21 protein-coding genes are annotated in these 20,575 nt (G+C 74.2%); 6 read left to right on the plus strand and 15 right to left on the minus strand.

What is annotated here, in order from left to right:
- Positions 1–37: 37 nt before the first annotated feature.
- The 4 genes from MICAU_RS29210 to MICAU_RS29225 all read right to left on the minus strand — a co-directional run bounded on the left by MICAU_RS29210 (position 38) and on the right by MICAU_RS29225 (position 3,335).
- A complete protein-coding gene (locus MICAU_RS29210; RefSeq protein WP_013288958.1) occupies positions 38–931 on the minus strand; it encodes a septum formation family protein in 894 nt (297 codons plus the stop codon).
- 170 nt (positions 932–1,101) lie between these two features.
- Positions 1,102–1,533: an aspartate 1-decarboxylase gene (gene panD, locus MICAU_RS29215; RefSeq protein WP_013288959.1), complete on the minus strand. Its 432-nt coding sequence runs from the start codon at positions 1,531–1,533 to the stop codon at positions 1,102–1,104.
- Between the two features lie 30 nt (positions 1,534–1,563).
- Positions 1,564–2,406, minus strand: a complete 843-nt coding sequence (gene panC / locus MICAU_RS29220) for a pantoate--beta-alanine ligase (protein WP_013288960.1) — start codon at positions 2,404–2,406, stop codon at positions 1,564–1,566.
- A complete protein-coding gene (locus tag MICAU_RS29225) occupies positions 2,406–3,335 on the minus strand; it encodes a Rossmann-like and DUF2520 domain-containing protein (protein ID WP_013288961.1) in 930 nt (309 codons plus the stop codon). Before MICAU_RS29225 ends, panC begins: the two co-directional genes overlap by 1 nt.
- 193 nt (positions 3,336–3,528) lie before the next feature.
- Here MICAU_RS29225 and MICAU_RS29230 point away from each other — a divergent pair, with 193 nt between their 5' ends.
- Together MICAU_RS29230 and MICAU_RS29235 are read left to right on the plus strand one after the other, a co-directional pair.
- Positions 3,529–4,599 carry an SAM-dependent methyltransferase gene (locus tag MICAU_RS29230; protein ID WP_049794896.1) on the plus strand — a complete coding sequence of 357 codons (1,071 nt, stop codon included), beginning with the start codon at positions 3,529–3,531 and terminating at the stop codon, positions 4,597–4,599.
- On the plus strand, positions 4,596–5,765 hold the full coding sequence (locus MICAU_RS29235) for an NADH-quinone oxidoreductase subunit D (protein WP_013288963.1): 1,170 nt from the start codon (positions 4,596–4,598) through the stop codon (positions 5,763–5,765). The genes MICAU_RS29230 and MICAU_RS29235 overlap by 4 nt, the downstream gene beginning before the upstream one ends.
- Positions 5,766–5,774: 9 nt before the next feature.
- Here the strand turns inward: MICAU_RS29235 and MICAU_RS29240 are convergent, their stop codons facing one another.
- The 4 genes from MICAU_RS29240 to MICAU_RS29255 all read right to left on the minus strand — a co-directional run bounded on the left by MICAU_RS29240 (position 5,775) and on the right by MICAU_RS29255 (position 10,424).
- The gene (locus MICAU_RS29240) at positions 5,775–7,733 is read right to left on the minus strand and encodes a hypothetical protein (protein ID WP_013288964.1); all 1,959 of its coding nucleotides are present in this window, start codon (positions 7,731–7,733) and stop codon (positions 5,775–5,777) included.
- Between the two features lie 124 nt (positions 7,734–7,857).
- Entirely contained in the window at positions 7,858–8,862 is a 1,005-nt protein-coding gene (locus tag MICAU_RS29245) for a glycine betaine ABC transporter substrate-binding protein (protein WP_013288965.1), read from the minus strand.
- A 153-nt stretch (positions 8,863–9,015) separates the two neighbouring features.
- Complete coding sequence (locus MICAU_RS29250) at positions 9,016–9,738, minus strand: ABC transporter permease (RefSeq protein ID WP_013288966.1); 723 nt, start codon at positions 9,736–9,738, stop codon at positions 9,016–9,018.
- Complete coding sequence (locus tag MICAU_RS29255; RefSeq protein WP_013288967.1) at positions 9,735–10,424, minus strand: ABC transporter permease; 690 nt, start codon at positions 10,422–10,424, stop codon at positions 9,735–9,737. Before MICAU_RS29255 ends, MICAU_RS29250 begins: the two co-directional genes overlap by 4 nt.
- A 2-nt stretch (positions 10,425–10,426) precedes the next feature.
- On the opposite strand from MICAU_RS29255, the gene MICAU_RS29260 reads away from it, so the two are divergent.
- A complete protein-coding gene (locus MICAU_RS29260; RefSeq protein WP_013288968.1) occupies positions 10,427–11,419 on the plus strand; it encodes an ABC transporter ATP-binding protein in 993 nt (330 codons plus the stop codon).
- A gap of 2 nt (positions 11,420–11,421) precedes the next feature.
- Here the strand turns inward: MICAU_RS29260 and MICAU_RS29265 are convergent, their stop codons facing one another.
- The 7 genes from MICAU_RS29265 to folP all read right to left on the minus strand — a co-directional run bounded on the left by MICAU_RS29265 (position 11,422) and on the right by folP (position 16,097).
- Positions 11,422–11,913 (minus strand): hypothetical protein, encoded by a 492-nt coding sequence (locus MICAU_RS29265; protein WP_013288969.1) that lies wholly within the window; start codon positions 11,911–11,913, stop codon positions 11,422–11,424.
- Positions 11,914–11,996: 83 nt separating this feature from the next.
- Complete coding sequence (locus tag MICAU_RS29270; protein WP_013288970.1) at positions 11,997–12,299, minus strand: hypothetical protein; 303 nt, start codon at positions 12,297–12,299, stop codon at positions 11,997–11,999.
- Between the two features lie 61 nt (positions 12,300–12,360).
- On the minus strand, positions 12,361–13,587 hold the full coding sequence (locus tag MICAU_RS29275; RefSeq protein ID WP_013288971.1) for an ABC transporter permease: 1,227 nt from the start codon (positions 13,585–13,587) through the stop codon (positions 12,361–12,363).
- A gap of 114 nt (positions 13,588–13,701) precedes the next feature.
- A complete protein-coding gene (locus tag MICAU_RS29280) occupies positions 13,702–14,190 on the minus strand; it encodes a DUF3180 domain-containing protein (protein WP_085985962.1) in 489 nt (162 codons plus the stop codon).
- Positions 14,191–14,275: 85 nt separating this feature from the next.
- Positions 14,276–14,803 carry a 2-amino-4-hydroxy-6-hydroxymethyldihydropteridine diphosphokinase gene (folK, locus tag MICAU_RS29285; protein WP_013288973.1) on the minus strand — a complete coding sequence of 176 codons (528 nt, stop codon included), beginning with the start codon at positions 14,801–14,803 and terminating at the stop codon, positions 14,276–14,278.
- Positions 14,800–15,159 carry a dihydroneopterin aldolase gene (gene folB / locus MICAU_RS29290; protein WP_013288974.1) on the minus strand — a complete coding sequence of 120 codons (360 nt, stop codon included), beginning with the start codon at positions 15,157–15,159 and terminating at the stop codon, positions 14,800–14,802. Before folB ends, folK begins: the two co-directional genes overlap by 4 nt.
- Positions 15,156–16,097: a dihydropteroate synthase gene (gene folP / locus MICAU_RS29295; protein WP_041799376.1), complete on the minus strand. Its 942-nt coding sequence runs from the start codon at positions 16,095–16,097 to the stop codon at positions 15,156–15,158. The genes folB and folP overlap by 4 nt, the downstream gene beginning before the upstream one ends.
- A 358-nt stretch (positions 16,098–16,455) precedes the next feature.
- Between folP and MICAU_RS29300 the strand changes: the two genes are divergently transcribed.
- The 3 genes from MICAU_RS29300 to MICAU_RS29310 are packed head-to-tail and all read left to right on the plus strand — an operon-like array spanning position 16,456 to position 20,574.
- On the plus strand, positions 16,456–16,770 hold the full coding sequence (locus MICAU_RS29300; RefSeq protein ID WP_013288976.1) for a hypothetical protein: 315 nt from the start codon (positions 16,456–16,458) through the stop codon (positions 16,768–16,770).
- A 14-nt stretch (positions 16,771–16,784) separates the two neighbouring features.
- Positions 16,785–17,147 (plus strand): hypothetical protein, encoded by a 363-nt coding sequence (locus MICAU_RS29305; protein ID WP_013288977.1) that lies wholly within the window; start codon positions 16,785–16,787, stop codon positions 17,145–17,147.
- 49 nt (positions 17,148–17,196) lie between these two features.
- Positions 17,197–20,574 carry an ATP-binding protein gene (locus tag MICAU_RS29310; RefSeq protein WP_013288978.1) on the plus strand — a complete coding sequence of 1,126 codons (3,378 nt, stop codon included), beginning with the start codon at positions 17,197–17,199 and terminating at the stop codon, positions 20,572–20,574.
- Position 20,575: the final 1 nt, after the last annotated feature.

The raw sequence follows: 20,575 nt of genomic DNA on the forward strand, positions 1-20,575 counted from the left end.
TCGGCTCGGGCGCGGGGGGCGTGACGAGTGCGGTCCGCTACCTCGTCCGGCGCGGGAGGCCGGCCGGTCCGGCACCCTTGAGCGAGGTGGTGACCGTACGGTCGCTGAGCCACAGGTAGCAGCGGACGCCCCGGTCGCCGACCGCCCAGCGACCGGCAGCGGGCGGACGGACCACCACGTCGCTGCGGTAGCGCAGGAGCCCGTCGGCCGGCACCCCGGCGTACCGGGCGATCACGCCGAAGCAGCCGTCGTAGAGCGGCACCCAGTCCTCCGGCTTCTTCGGATACGGGCGGTCCGGCGCGGCCCACACGCCGACGAACTCGGCGTCGTGCGCGGCAGCACAGTCGACCGGGTTGAGCCGCTCCACGCGGTTCGTGTCCCGCACCGAGCGCTGGCAGCCCAGCCGCAGCGGGGAGGGCGTCTTGAGCGCGTCGCGCAGGCTGCCCGTCCGGGTGACCACGGTGGCCGCCGCCTCGACGGTGGTCAGCTCGGTCAGGTCGCACCGGTACCAGCGGGAGCCCGCCGTCCAGCCGGTGCCCGTCGGCACCGCCACTGCCAGCCGGAGCCGCCCGGCGCGCCAGTCGTCACCCACGTACCCGGCGGCCCGCTTGTCGCAGTCGGCGAACGCGGTACGCAGCTCGGGCGAGGCGAGCGGCGGCGGGGTGGGCCGGTCGGTGGTGAACGCCCCGACGTGCACCGTCTCCACCCGGTGCGGCAGCTCGCAGCCGACCGGCGCGTACGCGGCCAGGCCGACGCTCGCTGTGAAGTCGGCGACCTGGCAGACCCCGGCCGCCGGGGTGAACGGCCCGGGTGCGGCCATCGCGGCCCAGTCGTCGGTGAGGTCGCCGTCCATCCCGCCGGCGCCGGCGCAGCCGGTCAGGGCGGCGCTCGCGACCATCGCGGCGACCAGGAAGCTCATCGCACGGCGCATCGCGGCCTCCCCCAGCCGACGACCGTCGATCCCCGACGGTCCGCCCAGGGTAGCCGAAAATGACCTTCCGGTGACAGACCGCGTTTCCCGCCCGTCCGCCCCGTCGATCTTGCACTAGCCGCCCTCGCAAACCTGACAAAAGGGGCGACGAGGGGGCCGCAACTGCAAGATCAACGGCGAGACGCGGCGGCGAGGGGGTTGGGGACGGGGGCGCCTGCGGTGCCGGGGGCCGCGGTCGCCGGGTCCGCCGAGAGGTCGACGACCTTGTTGTCGGCGTCGACGTGAACCACCCGGGGGCGGTACGCGCGGGCCTCGGCGTCGTCCATCTGCCCGTACGAGATCAGGATGACCAGGTCACCGGGGTGCACCAGGTGCGCGGCGGCGCCGTTGATGCCGATCACGCCGCTGCCCCGCTGCCCCGGGATCACGTACGTCTCCAGCCGGGCGCCGTTGGTGATGTCCACGATCGCGACCTGCTCGCCGGGGATCAGGTCCGCCGCGTCGAGCAGGTCCTCGTCCACAGTCACCGAGCCGACGTAGTGCAGGTCGGCCTGGGTCACGGTGGCCCGATGGATCTTCGACTTGAGCATGGTCCGCAGCATCGGGGTGCCTTTCCGCATTCGTGGTGGGGTTCAGGGACGCGGCGCGAGGTGGATCGCCGTGTTGTCGATCAGGCGGGTGGCGCCGACCCAGGCCGCGATCAGCAGCCGGGCCGGGCCGGCGACCGGGCCGGGTTCCAGCTCGGTGTCGGTGAGCACCAGGTAGTCCAGGCGCGCGTCCGGCGCGTCGAAGGCCCGGTGCGCGGCGGCCAGCACCGCGCCCGCGTCCTCACCCCGCTCGGCCGCCGTCGCGCCGGCCCGCAACGCGGCGGACAGGCTCAGCGCGGTCTCCCGCTCGGGCGCCGACAGGTACCGGTTGCGGCTGGACATGGCCAGCCCGTCCGGTTCCCGTACGGTCGGCACGCCGACGATCTCGGCCGGCACGTCGAGGTCGCGGACCATCCGGCGGACCAGGGTGAGCTGCTGGTAGTCCTTCTCGCCGAAGAACGCCAGGTCGGGGCGGGTGAGCTGGAGCAGCTTCATCACCACGGTGAGCACGCCGTGGAAGAAGCCGGGACGGCTGAGGCCCTCCAGGTCCTCGCCGAGCGGACCCGGGTCGAGCCGCACCGTCGGGCGGCCCTCCGGGTACATCTCGGTCACCGAGGGCGCGAACACCACATCCACCCCGGCCCGGCGGCAGATCTCCAGGTCGGTGTCGAGCGTGCGCGGGTAGCGGTCGAAGTCCTCGTTCGGGCCGAACTGCAGCGGGTTCACGAAGATCGTGACGATGACGTGGCCGGCGCGCTCGCGGGCGGCCCGCAGCAGCGCCTCGTGCCCGGCGTGCAGCGCGCCCATGGTCATCACCACGCCGACCGGGCCGGCCATCGCCTCGCGGGCCGCCGCCAGTTCCTTGCGCGTGTGCAGCACCTCGGCCATCAGGCCGCCACCTCGATTCCGTCGAGCACGTTGCGCAGCGCGGCCGCGTCCGCCGGGCGAAGGCGGCCGACCGCGACGGCACGGTCCGCCGTCCGTCGTGCCAACGCCAGATACGCGGGTACGGATTCCGGCGCGGTCCGCGCCAGCCGGTCCAGATGCCGGCGTACGGTGCCCGCGTCGCCGCGCGACACCGGGCCGGTGAGCGCGTCGTCGCCCAGCCGCAGCGCGTTCTCCAGGGCGGCCCGCAGCAGCGGGGCGAGCACCTTCTCCGGCCGCTCCACCCCGGCGTCGCGCAGCCGGTCGGCGGCCTCGTTGACGAGCGTCACCAGGTGGTTCGCGCCGTGCGCGAGCGCCGCGTGGTAGAGCGGCCGGTCGTTCTCACCGACCCACTCCGGTACGCCGCCCAGGTCGGCCACCAGCCGGGCCGCGAACGGGCGCAGCTCGGCCGGGGCGGTCACCCCGTAGGAGATGCCGGGCAGGCGGGACAGGTCGTCCGGCGTACCGGTGAAGGTCATCGCCGGGTGCAGCGCGAGCGGCCGGGCGCCCGCCTCGACGGCCGGGGCCAGCGCGGCGAGCCCGTGCGCGCCGGACGTGTGCGCCACCACCTGGCCGGGGCGCAGCGCGCCGCTCGCGGCCAGGTCCGCTACCACGCCCGCCAGCGCGTCGTCCGGGACCGCGACGATCAGCAGGTCGGCGGCAGCACGCGCCACGGCGGACGCGGAACCGTGCGGGGTCTGCGGCAGCAGCAGCGCCAGCCGGGCCTTCGTCGCGCCCGAGGCGCCGGATGCGGCGACCACCCGGTGACCGGCTGCGGCGAGGGCCGCGCCCAGCACGGCGCCGACCCGGCCGGCGCCGAGGACGCCGACGGCGAGGGTACGCGGGAAGACGAGCGGGGCAGCGGTGGCCCGGGGGCGCAGCGGTGCGCTCATGGCAGCGATCCAGTCCTCGAAGGGGGTACCGGTCGATGGCAAGTATGCGCCCGGGTGACAGACCCGAAACAAGAAGGTGTGAAAACCTTCACCGACCGCCGGAAGCCGCTGCTGCGGTGGCGGGCAAACCGCCCGTTCGGGTACGTCCCGTAGGGTCGGCCCGGTGACCTCCCCGCTGCGCTGGCGCGACGCGATGGAGCGGGCGCTGTACGGACCGGACGGCTTCTTCGTCTCCGGTGCCGGGCCCGCCGCGCACTTCCGCACGAGCGTGCACGCCTCGCCCGTCTTCACCGCGTGCCTGCTGCGGCAGCTCGAGACGGTGGACGCGGCGCTGGGGCACCCGGCCCGGCTGGACGTGGTGGACGTGGGCGCGGGCCGGGGCGAACTGCTCCGGGAGCTGCTGGCGCAGGCCGCACCCGAGCTGGCCGCCCGGCTCCACCCGGTAGCCGTGGAACGAGCCACCCGCCCGCCGGACCTGCCCTCGCAGATCGACTGGCGCTCCGACATACCCGACGACATCACCGGCCTGCTCCTGGCGACGGAATGGCTGGACAACGTCCCAGTGGACGTGGCAGTCCACACCCCCGAGGGCTGGCGCCTCCTCCTGGTGAACCCGAAAACCGGCGAGGAGACGATCGGCCCGCCCCCGTCCCCCACCGACACCACCTGGCTCACCCACTGGTGGCCCTCGGCCGCCCCGCCCAACGCCCCGGTGATCAAGGAGTTTGTGGCCTCGGAGGGCCCGGATCAGGACACAAACTCCTTGATCAACGGGGCGGGTGAGGGCGAGGGCGGGGGCGGTTGGAGGGGGGAGATCGGGTGGTCGCGGGATCTGGCCTGGGCTGAGGCTGTGGGGAAGGTGGCGCGGGGGCTGGCGCTCGCCGTGGACTACGGGCATCTGCGGGACTCGCGTCCTGCCGACGGGACGCTCACCGGGTATCGGGGCGGGCGGCAGGTGCCACCGGTTCCGGACGGGTCGTGCGACGTGACGGCGCACGTCGCCATGGACTCGGTCGCCTCCGCCGGTGAGCGGGTCGCGCGGTGCGCGTACTCCATGGTCTCTCAGCGGGAGGCGCTGCGGGCGCTCGGGGCCGACGGCGGGCGACCACCACTGAGCCTGGCCGGTCGCGACCCGGCCGGCTACCTGCGGGCGCTGGCCGCCGCGTCGGCGGCGGCCGAACTGACCGACCCGGCCGGGCTCGGCGGGCACCTGTGGCTGCGGCAGCCGGTCGGCGTCGCGCTCGACGCGGTCGTGGCACGATGACGGGCATGACCACGGACGCCGCCGACCTCCGCGAGCTGACAGTCGGCACCGGCGCCGGCGGTGAGCAGCTCGGCACCGACATGGTGCTCAACATCGGGCCGCAACACCCCTCGACGCACGGCGTGCTGCGGCTGAAGCTGGTGCTCGACGGGGAGCGGGTGGTCGCCGCCGAGCCGATCGTCGGCTACATGCACCGGGGGGCGGAGAAGCTCTTCGAGGTACGCGACTACCGGCAGATCATCGTGCTGGCGAACCGGCACGACTGGCTGTCGGCGTTCTCCAACGAGCTGGGCGTGGTGCTCGCCGTCGAGCGACTGATGGGCATGGAGGTGCCGGAACGCGCCACCTGGCTGCGGATGGCGCTGGCCGAGCTGAACCGGGTGCTCAACCACCTGATGTTCCTCGGCTCGTACCCGCTGGAGATCGGCGCGATCACGCCGATGTTCTACGCGTTCCGGGAACGGGAGACCATCCAGGCCGTGATGGAGGAGGTCTCCGGCGGCCGGATCCACTACATGTTCAACCGGGTCGGCGGCCTGAAGGAGGAGGTGCCGTCCGGCTGGACCGGGCGCGCCCGCGCCGCCATCGCCGAGGTACGCCGCCGGATGCCCGACCTGGACAACCTGATCCGGCGCAACGAGATCTTCCTGGCCCGTACCGTCGGCGTCGGTGTGCTCTCCGCCGCCGACGCCGCCGCGTTCGGCGCGTCCGGGCCGGTCGCCCGCGCCTCCGGCCTCGACCTCGACCTGCGCCGCGACGAGCCGTACCTGGCCTACGACCAGCTCGACGTGCCCGTGGTGACGAAGACCGCCGGTGACTGTCACGCCCGCTTCGAGGTGCTGCTCGACCAGGTGTACGTCTCGCTCGACCTCGCCGAGCAGTGCCTGGACCGGGTGGACCGGATCAGCGGGCCGGTGAACACCCGCCTGCCGAAGGTGCTGAAGGCGCCCGAGGGGCACACGTACGCCTGGACGGAGAACCCGCTCGGCATCAACGGCTACTACCTGGTGTCCCGGGGCGAGAAGACGCCGTGGCGGATGAAGCTGCGCACCGCCTCGTACGCGAACGTGCAGGCGCTGTCGTCGCTGCTGCCCGGCTGCCTGGTGCCGGACCTGATCGCCATCCTCGGCTCGATGTTCTTCGTGGTGGGCGACATCGACAAGTAGCCGGCGGGGTCAGCGCCAGCGGTCGGCGGTGTCCCGATACGGCTCGCCGTGTCCACCGCGCTCCGGGCTGCGCCACTCCGGTTCCGCCGGCCGCCATTCCGGCTCGGGCCGACGCCACTGCGACTCGCTCTGCCGCGTCTCCGGCTGACGCCACTCGGGCTCGACCTGACGCCACTCCGGCTCGGCCTGACGCCACTCCGGTTCCGGCTGACGCCATTCCGGTTCGGGCTGACGCCATTCCGGGGGTGGCTGGCGCCATTCCGCCTGGCCGCTGCGCTGCGTCGGTGGCCGCCACTCGTCCGGCACCGGCACACCGCCGGCCGGCAGCGCCGGGTGGCTCTCCCCGGACCAGCGGGCGTCCGGTCCGTCCGGTCCGCTCGCGGCCGCTCCACCGCCGCGTACTGAGGCCCACCGGTCCTCGACTCGGTACTCCGTGCCGCCGCCGTCGGCGTGCACTGCGGCCCGCCGTTCCCCGAGGCGGATCTCCCGGCCCGCGCCGTCGTCACGGACCGCGGCCCACCGGTTGCCGGCACGCATCTCGGACCACTGGTCGCCGTCGGTGCCCGCCCGGCCGGGCGGCACGTCCGGTACGCCCGCTGCGGCCGCGGGCCAGGCGCCCGCCGCCCGGCCGGCCCGGTCGTCACCGCCGCCGGACCAGGGCCGCTGCTCCTCCGCCGCCGTCCGGCCCTGCTCGCTCGACCAGCCGCCCCCGGCGGTACGCCCGGACCAGCCCTGTTCCCCGGCAGTGGCCCGGCCGACACCTGCCCATGGATGCTCGGCACCGGGACGCCCGGGGTCGGTCCACGAGTGCCCGTCGTCGCCGGAGCCGGCACCCCGGCCGCCGTCGTCCGACCCGGCGCGGCGGCCCGGCCGGTCGCCCGGGTCGCGGTGTCCCGCGTGCCGGTGGTCGGCCGCGTCCGCGCCCCGGGACCGGTCCTCGTCCGGCCAGCCGCCGGGGAATCCGCCGTACCGGGTGCCGGTCGGCTCACCGCCGACGATCGTGTGCCGGGTGGTGACGTGCACCGTCTCGGTGTGGTGGACCACGCCGACCGGGCGGGTTTCCGGCCGGGCCACCGGCTCGGACACCCGCGCCGCGCCGTACACCCCGCTCGCGGGCCGGTCCGGACGTACGGTGGCCCGCGCCGCCGGTTCGGCGTCGTGCCGACCGGTCCGTGCCGGTTCGGAGTCGTAGCGACCGGCCCGGGGCTGTTCGGTTTCGTAGTGGTCCGCCCGGGGCGACTCAGTGCCGTAGCGGCTGGTCCGGAGCGGTTCGGAGTCGTAGTGGCCCACCCCAGGCGACTCGGCGTCGTAGTGGCCGGTCCGGGACGGCTCGGCCTCGTATCGGCCCGTCCGGGACGGGTCCGGGGTGTGGTGGCCCGTCCGGGACGGGTCCGCGGCGTAGTGGCCCGTCCGGGGCGCGTCGGCGTCGGTTCCGTAGCCGCCGCCGGGGTACGCCGGCCGGGCCGGTTCGTCGTCCCGGCCGACCGGTTGCGGCCGGCCGACGTCGGGCGTGCCGGCGCCCGGCACTCGGGCCGCGCCGCTCGGGCGCTCCGGCGCCGACGCCAGGGCGGACACGGGCGCGGAGGCCAGTCCGGCGGCGGCCGCGTCGAGCCGGTGCCGTAGCGCGCCGGCCACCTCCTCGGCCCGTCGTGCCTGGTCGAGCGCCTGATTGCCGCGCTGGGCGGCGGCCACGATCTCGGCCCGCAACTCCCGCCGCAGCTGCGCCAGCTCCTCGCGCATCTCCTCGGACGCCGCGCCCCCGGAACCGCTCTCCGGCCGCAGCGCGATGGACAGACCGATGAGCACGACCGCGAGGATCGCCAGGACGGCGCCGAACCGGAGCGAGCCGTTGCCGTCGGCGATCAGCAGGATGAGCGCGGCCAGGGGCGCCAGCCCCACACCGACCCAGAACAGGACGGTGAGCAGGGCGGGCGTGCTCTTGTCGGCGGGCGCGACCGAGGCTGGCATGGCTGAGCAGAGTACCGAGAGTTCCACCGGAGGGGAACGGGTCGGCGCCACCCGATGAGCGGCCCGCCGAACGGGCTGCCCGTGCCGCCGGCCGGCACGCGTGGCGCCGGCCGGCGGTGGTGCGTCAGCTCGTGGCCAGCGCCGCGTCGGAGGAGAAGACCAGGCCGACGCTCGCCGAGCCGGTCTTCAGCGCGTTCTTGGTCTGCGGGCCGCCCGCGTCCAGCGAGCTGAACGAGCCGGCCTTGAAGTCGTAGACCTCGACCAGACCGGCCTGGCACTTCGGCCGCTGCGGGCACTCCGGCGGCCCGGCCAGCACGGTGGCCTGGCCGGAGCACTTGGCGGCCAGGTCGGAGAGCGTGGACACGCCGTACTTGTCGGCGAACGCCTTGGTGACCGCGAACGCGTTCTGGTCCTGCGCCTGGGACGGCTGGCCGAAGACCAGGCCGGCCTTGTCACCCTCGGTCTTCAGCGCCGCGACCGTCTTGTCCAGCTCCGGCGAGGAGACGGGCTGGGCGTCCTTGCCGTTGGCCTTGGTGTTGAGGAACTCCGCCATGGTGGCGGCGTACTCCGGGACGACCTGGATCTGGCCCTTCTCCAGGGCCGGCTCGTAGAGCTCCCGGTTGCCGATGGTCTGCACCTTGACCTGGTAGCCGGCCGCGGTGAGCGCGATCTTGTAGAGCTCGGCGATGGTCTGGCTCTCGCTGAAGTTGCCGGCGCCGACGGTGATCTGACCGCCCGGGCCCTTCTCGATCCCGTCGGTCACGCCGTTGGCGGAGGCGAACTCCTGCGCCGCGACCTGGGGCGTCTTGCGGTCGACGTCGACCGCCCGGTTGAGCTGGATCAGCTTCGGGGTGTCGAGCTTCGCGGAGACCTTGTCCAGCGCGGCGACGAGCTGCGGCGTGGCCGCCTTCGCGTTGATCGCCGGGATGACGTTGTCGGTGTTCTGGAGCTTCTTGTCGTCGGTCAGGACGACGAGCTGGTCACCGGCCACCGGTGCACAGCCGGCCCCCGAGGCGCCCTGCTCGGGCGCGTCGGTGCCGGACGAGCCGGCGTCGCCGCAGCCGGTGAGGAGAACAGCCGCAGTGAGTGCGCCGAGCGCCCCCGCGGCCAGTGTCGTACGCGCGCGCATCAGTGCCCGCCTTCCGTGTCCCGGCGCGACCCCCTCGGGCCGGCCGCGTGTCCGACGGGCGATCCGGACGGCCACCCGCGACTCCAGCCAATATCCTCCGGACCCGACCGACAAACTCGGAGCGGTTTTCGTCATCCGATCGTCACCGACGGCTCAGTTGCCGGTCGTCGCCGCCGTCGCGCGGCGGTTCGCCCGCGTGCGTTCCCGGCGCAGCGGGCGGGGCGTGACCACCCGCTCCACCAGCGCGAGCACCCCCTCGACGAGCAGCGCCAACCCGGCCACCAGGACCCCGCCGGCGATGATCTGGCCGCCGCCGGCGGCGATGTCGAGCCCGAACCCGGCCCGGATGATCTGGCCCAGCCCACCGCCGTTGACGAACGAGGCGAGCGCGGCGGTGGCCACCACCTGCACCGTCGCGGTACGGAAGCCGGCCGCCAGGTAGGGCACCGCGAGCGGCAGCTCCACCCGCCGCAGCACCTGCCCGCCGGACAGACCCATGCCCCGGGCCGCGTCCCGGGCCTCCGGGTCGGCCTGCCGCACCCCGGTGAACGCGTTCGCCAGCAGCGGCGGAACCGCGAAGACCGCGAGCGCCACCACCACGGCCGGACGGCCGAAGCCGAGGAACGTCAGCGGCAGGATGGTCAGCAGCGCCAGCGTCGGGATCGCCAGTGTGACGTTGGAGACCAGCAGGACCAGCCCGCCGCCCCGGCCGCTGTGCCCGAGCCACAGCCCGATCGGCCAGGCCACCAGACAGCCCAGCAGCACCGCCAGCGCGGACATGCTCAGGTGCTCGCCGAGGCGGTCCAGCACGCCGCCGGGGTTGGTCCAGTTCAGCGGGTCGTTCAGCCAGACCACTGCCTGCTCGACGGGGTTCACCGGGCGGACCTCCCGCGCAGCCAGGGGGTGAGCAGGCGGCCCACGCCCGCCAGCACCAGGTCGAGCACCAGCGCCAGCAGCACGCACAGCACCGTGCCGGCCATGATCTGCGCCTTGTAGAAGTTGTTCTGGAAGCCCGCGAAGATGAGCTGCCCGAGCCCGCCCCGGCCGACCACCACTCCGACCGTGACGAGCGCGACAGTGGACACGGTCGCCAGCCGTACGCCGGTGAGGATGCCGGGCAGCGCCAGCGGCAGCTCGATCCGGAACAGCCGGCCCCACCTGCCGTACCCCATGCCCTCGGCGGCCTCGCGCACCTCCGGGGGCACCTGGTTCAGCCCGGCCAGCGCGTTGCGCACGATGACCAGCAGCGCGTACAGCGCGACCACGGTGAGCACTGTGATCGCGCCGATGCCCAGGTACGGCGCGAGGAACGCGAACAAGGCCAGCGACGGGACGGTGTAGAGCACCCCGGTCACCGCCAGGATCGGGGCCGACAGCGACCGGAACCAGTACGCGAGCACCGCGAGCGGCAACGCCACCAGCGCGGCGATCACCACGGCGCGGGCGGTCAGCCAGGTGTGCTCCCGCAGCGCGGCGAGGATCGTGTCAGAGTTGTCCCGCACGTACTGCCAGGAGAACCACGGATTACCCGGGTCGGCCCGGTAGCTCAGGTGGAGGGACACACGTGGACGGTACCCCGGGAGGCACCGCCGGAGGCGGCGCGGCGTCGATCACGCTGGAGGGCATCCGCAAGCGCTACCCGGACGGCACCGAGGCGGTACGCGAGCTGAGCCTGGAGGTCGCCGCCGGCGAACTGGTGGTGCTGATCGGCCCGTCCGGCTGCGGCAAGTCGACGGTGCTGCGCATGATCAACCGGTTGATCGAGCCGACCGACGGGCGGATCCTGCTCGGCGACGACGACGTCACCCGGGTCGACCCGGTGGCGCTGCGCCGCCGCATCGGGTACGTCATCCAGAACGTCGGCCTGTTCCCGCACCAGACCGTCGCCGCGAACGTGGCGACCGTGCCGGGGCTGCTGGGCTGGCCGAAGCAGCGGACCCGGGACCGGGTCGGCGAGCTGCTGGAACTCGTCGGCCTGGACCCGGCGCAGTTCGGCCGGCGGTACCCGCACGAACTGTCCGGCGGGCAGCGGCAGCGGGTGGGCGTGGCCCGGGCACTGGCCGCCGATCCGGTGGTGCTGCTGATGGACGAGCCGTTCTCGGCGGTGGACCCGATCGTCCGGACCCGCCTGCAGGAGGAGTTCCTGCGGTTGCAGGCCGAGGTACGCAAGACGATCGTGCTGGTCACCCACGACCTCGACGAGGCGGTCCGGCTGGGCGACCGGATCGCGGTGCTGTCCGAGGGCGGCCGGCTGGAGCAGTACGACACGCCCGCCGCGCTGCTCGGCTCGCCCGCCTCGGACTTCGTCCGCGAGTTCGTCGGCGCCGACCGGGGCATCCGGCGGCTGGCCGTGACCCCGGTGACCCGCGCGGTACTCGACCCGCTCCCGGTAGACGGCGGCACCGGCCTGCCCACCGTGGCGCTCGGCGACTCGGCGTACGACGCACTCGGCGCGCTGCTCACCTCCGGCGCGGAGCACGCGGTGGTGACCGAGGAGGGCCGGGCGGTGGGGCTGCTCACCCGCACCCGGGTGCTGGCGCTGGGCGCCGTGGACTGAGGTCAGGCCCGGCCGCCGAGGCTGGCCAGCCCGACGATCCAGCCCGCGAAGAAGCCGTACGTGACGCCGGTGCTGGCCGCCTGGAACGCGGCGAACAGCGAGCCGTGCGGGCCGAGGAGCGTGGCGAGCAGGGCGCTGAGCCCGCCCGCGAGCGCGTACGCGCCCCAGCCGGAGAGGAACTGGCTGCCCGAGGACGTCACCCGGTCGACCTGCGGCCCGGGCAGCAGGTACAGCAGCGCCGCCGCAAGCACGAGCAGCAGGATCGCCCGCAGGTTGGTGGCGAACACGCCCTCGTCGGCCTGCCACCGCCAGGACGGCCAGGCGAGCAGCCGCAGGAACCAGCCACCCGCGCCGGTCGGGTCGGTGCCCCGCTGCGCCCAGTCCACGTACATCGGACTGCCGCCGACGGCGACGAGCAGGAACGCGGCGAGCGTGCCGGTGCCGGCGGCCGTGCCGTACCGGGGGACGGTGCGGGGGCGGTTGCTCAGAGCCATGCGGCGGTCAGTTCCCGGCCGGTCCCGCCGGGCAAACCTGCGCAACCGGTCGGCAGCCGTCGGCCGACGGGCAGTCATCGACCTCAGTGCTTCATCAGGTAGTCGATGAAGGCGGCGCGCAGCAGCGGCGCGGACTCGTCGTAGCCGTGCCCGGTCAGCTCACGCCAGAGCGCGTTCGCCTCGTCGATGGTCGGGCCGATCGAGTTCGGCGCGCCGTCCAGCGCGGCGGCCTCGTCGGCGTTGGGCAGGTGCCGCAGGACCGACCAGAAGAAGCCCACGTCGCGGCGGTCGCGCGCCAGGTTGAACGCCTGCTCGCGCAGCTCCTCGGTGGAGAGCTTGTCGAGCTCGTCGAAGGTGCGGCCACCGGGTGCAGGAGTTTCGGTCATGCCGCCGAGCCTAACCGGAGAGATCAGTCCGGGCGCGCCGGACGCACGGCCACCGCCGGGGTCAGCGGTCGTCGGCGTCCCAGCGCCGGGGTTCGTTGTCCCAGCGCGGGGCCTCCCATGCCTCCACCGGGGTGTCGTGCTGGCGTACCGGGAGCACCGAGGGCCAGGCGTCGGCCGGTTCGGGCGGCGGAGTCATCGTCCAGCCGCCGCTCAGCGCGCCGTCCCGGGCCGGGCGGACCGGGCCGAGCGGACCCGGCGGTGCCGGGCGGGGCCGGCCGAACGTCTCGACCAGCCGGGTGACGAGCAGGCCCACGCCGAGCACGGCGCCGCCGAGCGCCCACCGGCTGACCGTCCAGCCGTGCGGCACGGTCCAGGCCAGGAACACCACCACCAGGCAGACCGCGAACAGGGTGCCGAAAATGCCGCCGCGCCGCCCGTACGCGCTGGTGCCGGCGAGCATGACCGTGCCGACCGCCAGCACGGTCCAGTCCAGTCCGGTGCCGGGCGCGACCTGGCCGTCTCCGTTCGCCGCGATCAGCACGCCCCCGAGCGTCGCCAGCACGGTGGATCCGACGAGCGCCAGCGCGGTCACCGTGGCGGCTGCCACGCCGCGCCGCCGGGCCGGATCGGCGACCGGTCGGAACCGGCCGATCAGCCGGCGTACCGGTTTCATCGCGGCGAACAGGCCACCGAGGACGGCGACCGCGGCGAAGCCGACGAAGAAGTACAGCGCGCTGCCGCGCGGGTCGTAGTCGCCCTGCACCGTCACCGGCGCGGTCCGCCGTTCCAGGTAGACGATCACGCCGGCCGCCCCGGCCAGGCTCGCCGCCCATCCGGGCACGTGCAGCACCACCACGGCCAGGGCGAGCGCCAGCCCGGCCGCGGCCGCGATCGCCAGCGCCGGCAGCAGCGCCTCCCGCGTGCCCCGGTCGCCCTGCTCGGCGAAGTGCAGCGCGGCGGCCAGCGCGACCGGCCCGATCGCCAGGTTCACCGCGCCGGCCCGCAGGCTCAGGCCGGCGGCGAGGGTGAGCAGGCCGAGCGCCGCCACGTCGACGAGCAGCGTCTTCAGGGAGCCGCCGCGCAGCGCGTCCGAGTCGTCCCGCCAGAGCAGCCAGGCCATCGCGACCAGACCGGCGAGCAGCACGAACTCCCAGAGCACGTGCACCGCGATCCGGTCCCGGCCGGGTTCGCCGTGGGCCGGGTCGTCGAAGACGTGCTCCAGTACGGCAGCGGGCACCCCGGACGACGTCTCCGGCGGCGCTGTCCGGCCCGCATCGTCGTACGCCATTGGCTCGCGCCTCCCCCAGGTGGCCGCGTCCGGCCCACGGGCGGGCGGACCGGTGGCGGCCGTCGCTCTCCGGTCGCCAGGGACGGTACCGCCGGGCCGAGGTGGGGGGAACCCTCAGAGACGCCCGCGGGGCGTCTCCCGGTCACCGGGCTCGCGGTCCTCGTCGTCCTCCTGCTCCGGCACCCGGCAGGAGCGTTCCAGCCAGAGCGCGGCCGCGACCAGCGCCAGCGCGGCGATGAGGCCGCCGAGCGCGGCCGGCCGATCGTTCATGGCCGCGTTGGTCTGTTCCACGAACAGCCAGCCGGTCAGCCCGGCGTAGAAGCCGGCGAAGATGGCCCCGGCCAGCGCCGACGCCTTGGCCAGCACGACGAACCGGGCGACCAGCAGCGGGTTGACCGGCTCCCGGCCGGGCCGCCGCTCGATCCGGCCCCGGGTGTTCACCGCCGCGTAGCCCTCCAGCACGGCCAGCCCGGCCAGCGTGATCACCGGCAGCCAGGGCAGGTCGGAGCCGAGGTCGCCGTAGAAGCTACTGATCATCAGCCAGGCCACCGCGGCGGCGGCCAGGCCGGCCACCACGAGCGTGGAGGCCCGGGTCGGCCCCATCCGGAAGCGGTCGGGCCCCTGCGGGGAGCGGTCGGTGCTCACCGCACCTCCTCAGCTCGCCACTGCCGGGCCACGATCCACCGGGTCATGTGTCCGACTCTAGCGTCAGATCGGGTCGCGGGCTCAGTTCCAGGGCGTCCCCGGCGAGCGGCTCGGCGTTGAGCAGATCGGTCAGCCAGCCGTGCCCGGGCAGCCGGCCGTGCGGCTCGATGTCGATCCACGGGCGCAGCACGAAGGCGCGCAGGTGGGCCCGGGGGTGCGGCAGGATCAGCTCGGGGTCGTCGCGGAGCACCGACTCGCCGGCGTCGTCCCAGACCGCGATCACGTCCACGTCCAGCGTGCGCGGCCCGTACCGTCGCTGCGGGTCGCGGTCGCGCCCGGCCGCCGCCTCCGCGGCCCGGGCGCGGGCCAGCCAGTCCTCCGGCGTCGCCGCCGGGTCCGCGACCATCACCGCGGCGTTCAGGTACGCGGGCTGGTCGGCGTCCCCCCACGGTGGAGTCTCGTAGACGCCGGAGACCACGAGCACCCGGTCGCCGAACGCGGCCACCGCGCCGCGCAGGTGGCCGAGGCGGTCGCCCAGGTTGCTGCCGATCGACAGCACGGCCCGGGTCATCGGGTACGCCTCATCGTGACGGCGACGTCCCGGAAGGCGTGCGGGATCGGTGCCTCCGGCTTGTGCACAGTCACCGTGGCGGCGGCCACCAGCGGCTCGGCCAGGCAGACCGCGAGCAGCCGGTCGGCGAGCGTCTCGATGAGGTTCACCGGCTCGCCGGTGATCACCGCGACCAGGCGTTCGGCCAGTTCGCCGTAGTGCACGGTGTCGGTCACCTCGTCCGAGCGGGCGGCCGGGCCCAGGTCCAGTTCGAGCACCGCGTCGACCACGAACTCCTGGCCCTGGGCGCGCTCGAAGTCGTAGACGCCGTGGCGGCCGTGCGCCCGCAGGCCGGTCAGCTCGATCCGGTCGCTCATCTGTCGCCTCCGCTCGTGCCGGTGGCCGCTTCCGCCGGCCGGGTACCGCCCATGGCCGCTGCGGTCCGCGGCGCTGTCGCTTGCCGTGGGCCGGTCGCGGTGGCGAGCCGGGGGCTGCCGGTGGCGCGCCAGACGGCGAGCGCGTCGGCGGTGGCGCGCACGTCGTGCACGCGTACCCCCCAGGCGCCGGCTGCGACGGCGAGCACGCTCGTCGCGACGGTCGCGGCCTCCCGCCCGGCGGTGGGGCGGGGTTCGCCGGCCGGGTCGGCGAGCAGCCGGCCGAGGTAGGACTTGCGGCTGGCCCCGAACAGCACCGGGAAGCCCAGGTCGACCAGCTCGGGCAGGCGGGCGCTCAGCGCCCAGTTGTGCGCGGCGGTCTTCGCGAAGCCCAGGCCCGGGTCCACGATGATCCGGTCGGCGGCCACCCCGGCGGCGAGCGCGGCGTCGACGCGCCGGCTCAGCTCGTCCCGGACCTCGGCCACCACGTCGGTGTACGTGGCCAGCTCCCGCATCCCCCGCGAGTGCCCCCGCCAGTGCATGAGCACCCAGGGGCAGCCGGCGTCGCGGACCACCCGGGCCATGTCCGGGTCGGCGAGGCCGCCGGAGACGTCGTTGACCACGTACGCGCCGGCGGCGAGGACCGCCTCGGCGACCCGGGCGCGGCTGGTGTCGATGCTGACGAGGATGCCGGCGGCGCTCAGCTCGCGGACCACGGGCAGCACCCGGGCGGTCTCCGTCTCCGCGTCGACCCGCTCGGCGCCGGGCCGGGTGGACTCGCCACCCACGTCGATCAGGTCGGCGCCTTCCCCGCGCAGTCGCACCCCGTGTGCGACTGCCGCGTCCAGATCGGCGTATCTGCCGCCGTCGGAGAAGGAGTCGGGCGTGACGTTGAGGACGCCCATCACCACCGGGGTCTCCGCCCGTACCAGATCGGTCACGGACCCGACAGTACCGTTCGCCGGCAGGGCTTCCGGCCACCGGGCGAGCGCCCGACGCGGCACCCCTGACGTGCGCATTGGAACAGGTGTACGATCGGTCATCCGGGCCGTCGGAGGTCGACTCTTCACGGCTTGTCGCAAAGGTGGCCGGGCCGTACGCTTTGGAATTGCCCAGCATCGAGATGGCGAAGCCTGGAGGGAGGGCCGAAGCGGGAAGAATCCCCCCAAAACTCACCACTCTGCGTGGTGGGTGACGGACTCAGCGTTGACGGCGCTGTCTCTGACGAGCACCATCCCGCCAGGCTTGCCTACTTGCACCAACGCGGCGCCGCCGGCCGCGACCTTGGGGAGGTTTCCAGTGATCGCCATCGAGCTCATGGCAACGGCGTCCAGTGCCGTGGACCACGCGCTCCACACCCTGGCGTCGACTCCACTCGCCGAGCCGGCACCGAAGGGCATCGACACCGACAACGTCGTCACCTTCTTCGCCAGCAAGATCGCGCCGATCCTGCTCGCGGTCCTCGGGGTGATCTTCATCGGCCGGGCCAGCCGGGGTGAGATCTCCAAGGTGCTGACCAGCTCGGCCATCGCCATCATCGGCCTGGCCTTCATCGCCGGAGCGGCAACACTCTTCTTCGTCGGCGACTACCTGATCAACCTGATCTTCGAGTAGGGCGCTGGGCGACGATGCGGCTGCGCACCGACGACGACATCTACCGGGCACGCCTCGTCTACCTGGGGCCGCCCGGGTACACCCTTCCCGTCCACCTGCCGTACGCCCAGTACGGCCTGTTCATGCTGCTCGTACCCCTCTACATGTTCATCCACTGGTTGTTCACGCTCCAGGTCGAGCTGTTCCCCGCCTGGGAGATCTCGCTGGCGATCGTGACGACCTCGTTCATCTTCCGGTACGTCGACCCGGACCGGCCCGCGCGCATGGTCATCCGGACCGCGCTGACCGACTGGCGACGCACCCGGGAACCGGCCACCGAGCAGCGGGATCCGCGGCTCGTCGCGAGCCGGATCAGGATCCGGGAGGAACTGGCATGACCGGGCGTACGACAACCGTGCAGACGAACGACGCGGGTGAGGCGGTCGCATGAGTCGCTCTTCCACGCCGGGTTCCCCGGCCGGGCGCCCGGCCGGGCCCAACGGTAACCGTGCGCGATCATTCGACTACCCACCGGACGAGGATCTGGACGAGGTCGTCCTCGACAGCGCGCTCGTCACCAGTCCCGGGCACAGCCGCGTCGGCGTGTTCCAGCCGCCGCGACCGATGACCCCGCGCGAGCCGGTACGCCCCGACGGCGACATCGACTCGCCCTTCCTCGACCTGTTCGGCGGTGCGCAGCCCCGCCGGCGGCCCGCCGCGTCCACGCCGCCCGCACCGGTCGAGCCGGTGGTGGCGCCACCCCGCCGCGGCGTCGGCCGCGAGCCCCTGCCGATCCCGCACCAGCCCGCCGTGCCGGTCGAGCCGGCGCCCCGGGCCGAGCCGGAACCGCCGGTCCGCGAGCAGACCCCTGGGGTACGCGCGGTCGGGCGCCCCCGGCCCGAGCCCGTGCACGCCGCGCCGCTGCCGGTCGAGCCGCCCCTGCCCGACCCGCCGGCCGCGCTCGCCCCGCCGCCGCCGTCGCGTAGCCGGGTTCCGCAGCAGGCCGGTGACCGGCTGCCCGCTCTCCGCCCCCCGGCCGAGCCCGAGCCGGCGCTCCCGCCGCCCCCGCAGATCCCCGCCCCCGCCCCCGCGCCCGCCGAATACCGGGAGCCGGATCTCGCTGCGGCGGACCCGCTCGCGGCCGGCGCGGCGCCGTCGCGGGAGGTCGGCCGTCCGGCGCACCGCGAGGTGACGCCGCCCCGGCAGCGCACGCCGGAACGCCGCAACCGGCCGACCAAGCCGGTCCGGGTCCGCGCCCCGAAGATCAAGTTCGGCGACCGGGATCCCTCGGTCGAGCTGGCCATCACCGAGATCGCCGGGCACCTCACCTTCACCCCCAACACCGTCACCGCCTGGTACTGGCTGCCCGAGGTGCGGTGGGCGTTCCGGCCGGACGCCGAACGCGAGGCCCTGCTCTCGGCGATCTCCGAGCAGTACGCCGGACTCGCCGGGTTCCGGCTGCACCTGCGCCGCACCACCCGGCCCTTCCCGGCCGACGAGTGGGCCCGCACCATCGACGCGCACACCGCCGCGCCGCTGCCCGACGTACCGGGCACCACCGGCTGGGCCGACCACCTGGTCGCCGCCCAGCGGCACCTGATGGCGGTCAACCACGCCGAGGGCCAGACCTACCTCGGTGTCACGTTCGCCCGCCGGTCGCTCGGCGACTCGCTCACCGAACGACTCCTGCGCACGTTCGGCCGGGGCACCGCCGACGGCGAGCGGCGCCGGCTGAGCCGTACCGTCGAGCAGTTCGACGAGGTCCTCGGCGCGTTCGGCATGCGCGGGCGCCGGGTCACCGCACCCGAGCTGGAATGGCTGCTCTACCGCTCGGTGGCGCTGTGCATGGCCCCGCCCGGCGTCCTGTCCCCGATCACCAACGGCCGGTGGGAACGCGGCGACCTGCTGGCCCTCACCGAGCAGGTCGAGCGCTACCGCACCCCGTACGGCTCGACCGTGAAGCTGGTCAACCGGATGACCGGCGAGGAACGCCACGTCGCCGTGCTCGCGGTCGGCCGGATGGAGCCGCTGGAGATCCCCGAGCGGCACGAGCCCTGGCTGCACTTCCACGAGCGCCTGCCGTGGCCGATGGAGCTGTCCACCCGGGTCGACATCCTCGGCCCCAACGACTCCTTCCGGAACCTCGAACACCGGCTCCGGATGATCCGCTCCCAGCAGCTCGACTACGCCGAGCACGGCATCGACGCCCCGCCCGAGCTGGAACGGCTGGCCAAGCGCGCGCTGGTGATCGGCGACGAGATGACCACCGGTCTGCCCGTCGACTCGGCCCGGGCACACGGCTGGCACCGGATCGCGGTCGGCGGGCGTACCCGGGAGGAGTGCCTGGAACGGGCCCGGCGGCTCATCCAGCTCTACTCCCGCGAGCTGCGGATCTCGCTCCAGCACCCGAAGAACCAGGACTGGCTGGCCCGCGAGTTCATCCCCGGCGAGCCGATCGCCAACACCGGCTACGTCCGGCGGATGCCGGTCAACCTGCTCGCCGCCGCGCTGCCCCAGGCCGCGTCCACAGTCGGCGACCGGCGCGGCGACCTGATCGGGCGGACCGCCGGCACCTGCCGCCGGCCGGTCTTCCTCGACCTGCACTTCCCGATGGAGGTACGCGAGCGCTCCGGCCTCGCCGTCTTCGTCGCCGAACCCGGCGGCGGCAAGTCGACGCTGCTCGGCGCGCTCGGCTACCTGGCCGCGCGCCGCGGCGTGCAGGTGACGCTGCTCGACCCGTCCGGCCCGCTGGCCCGCCTCTGCGCCATGCCCGAACTGGCTCCGTACTCCCGGGTGCTCAACCTGACCGGCTCGGAACAGGGCACGCTCGCGCCGTACGCGCTGATCCCGACGCCGCTGCGCAGCGAGTTCGGCGCCGGTCCGGCGGGCGACCGCGAGTTCGAGATCGCCGTGTCGAACGCCCGCGCCGAGCGCCGGATGCTGGTGCAGGACATCTGCATGATGCTGGTGCCGCCGCAGGTGGCCCGGGAGGCGTCCACCGCCACGCTGTTCCGGCACGCCGTACGCCAGGTGCCGGCCGAGGAGACCTCCACGCTCGACGACGTGGTGACCTGCCTCCAAGGGCTCGACGACGACGCCGGCCGCGAACTGGCACACCTGCTGCTCGACACCGCCGAGATGCCGCTGGCCATGCTCTTCTTCGGCCGGCCGCCGGAAGGGCTGCTCGGCGCCGACGCCGCGCTCACCGTCATCACCATGGCCGGTCTGCGGCTCCCCGACCTCAAGATCGAGCGGGAGTACTGGTCGGCCGAGGAGGCGCTCGCGCTGCCGATGCTGCACACCGCGCACCGGCTCGCCGTACGCCGCTGCTACGGCGGGTCGATGTCCTCCCGGAAGCTGGTCGGCCTCGACGAGGCGCACTTCATGGAGGGCTGGCGGTCCGGGCGCTCGTTCCTGGTCCGGCTCGCCCGCGACTCCCGTAAGTGGAACCTGGCAGCGCTCGTCGCGTCGCAGAACCCGAAGGACATCCTCGGCCTCGACGTGCAGAACCTCGTCTCCACCGTCTTCGTCGGCCGGATCGCCGAGGACAGCGAGATCGCCTCCGAGGCGCTGCGCCTGCTGCGGGTGCCTGTCGACGACGGTTACGAGGCCACACTCGCCTCGCTCTCCCAGGCGGACAGCGGATCGGCCAACCGGCTCGGCTTCCGCGAGTTCGTCATGCGCGACGTCGACGGGCGCGTGCAGAAGGTCCGGGTCGACGTGTCGTATGTCGACGGGCTGCTGGAGCACCTGGACACCACCCCCGCCGCGGTCGCCCAGGCCGCCGGGATACTGCCGACCGTCCTGGCTGATCTGGAGGCGTGAC

It is taken from the genome of Micromonospora aurantiaca ATCC 27029 (assembly GCF_000145235.1).
In the GTDB taxonomy this organism is placed as follows: Bacteria; Actinomycetota; Actinomycetes; order Mycobacteriales; family Micromonosporaceae; genus Micromonospora; species Micromonospora aurantiaca.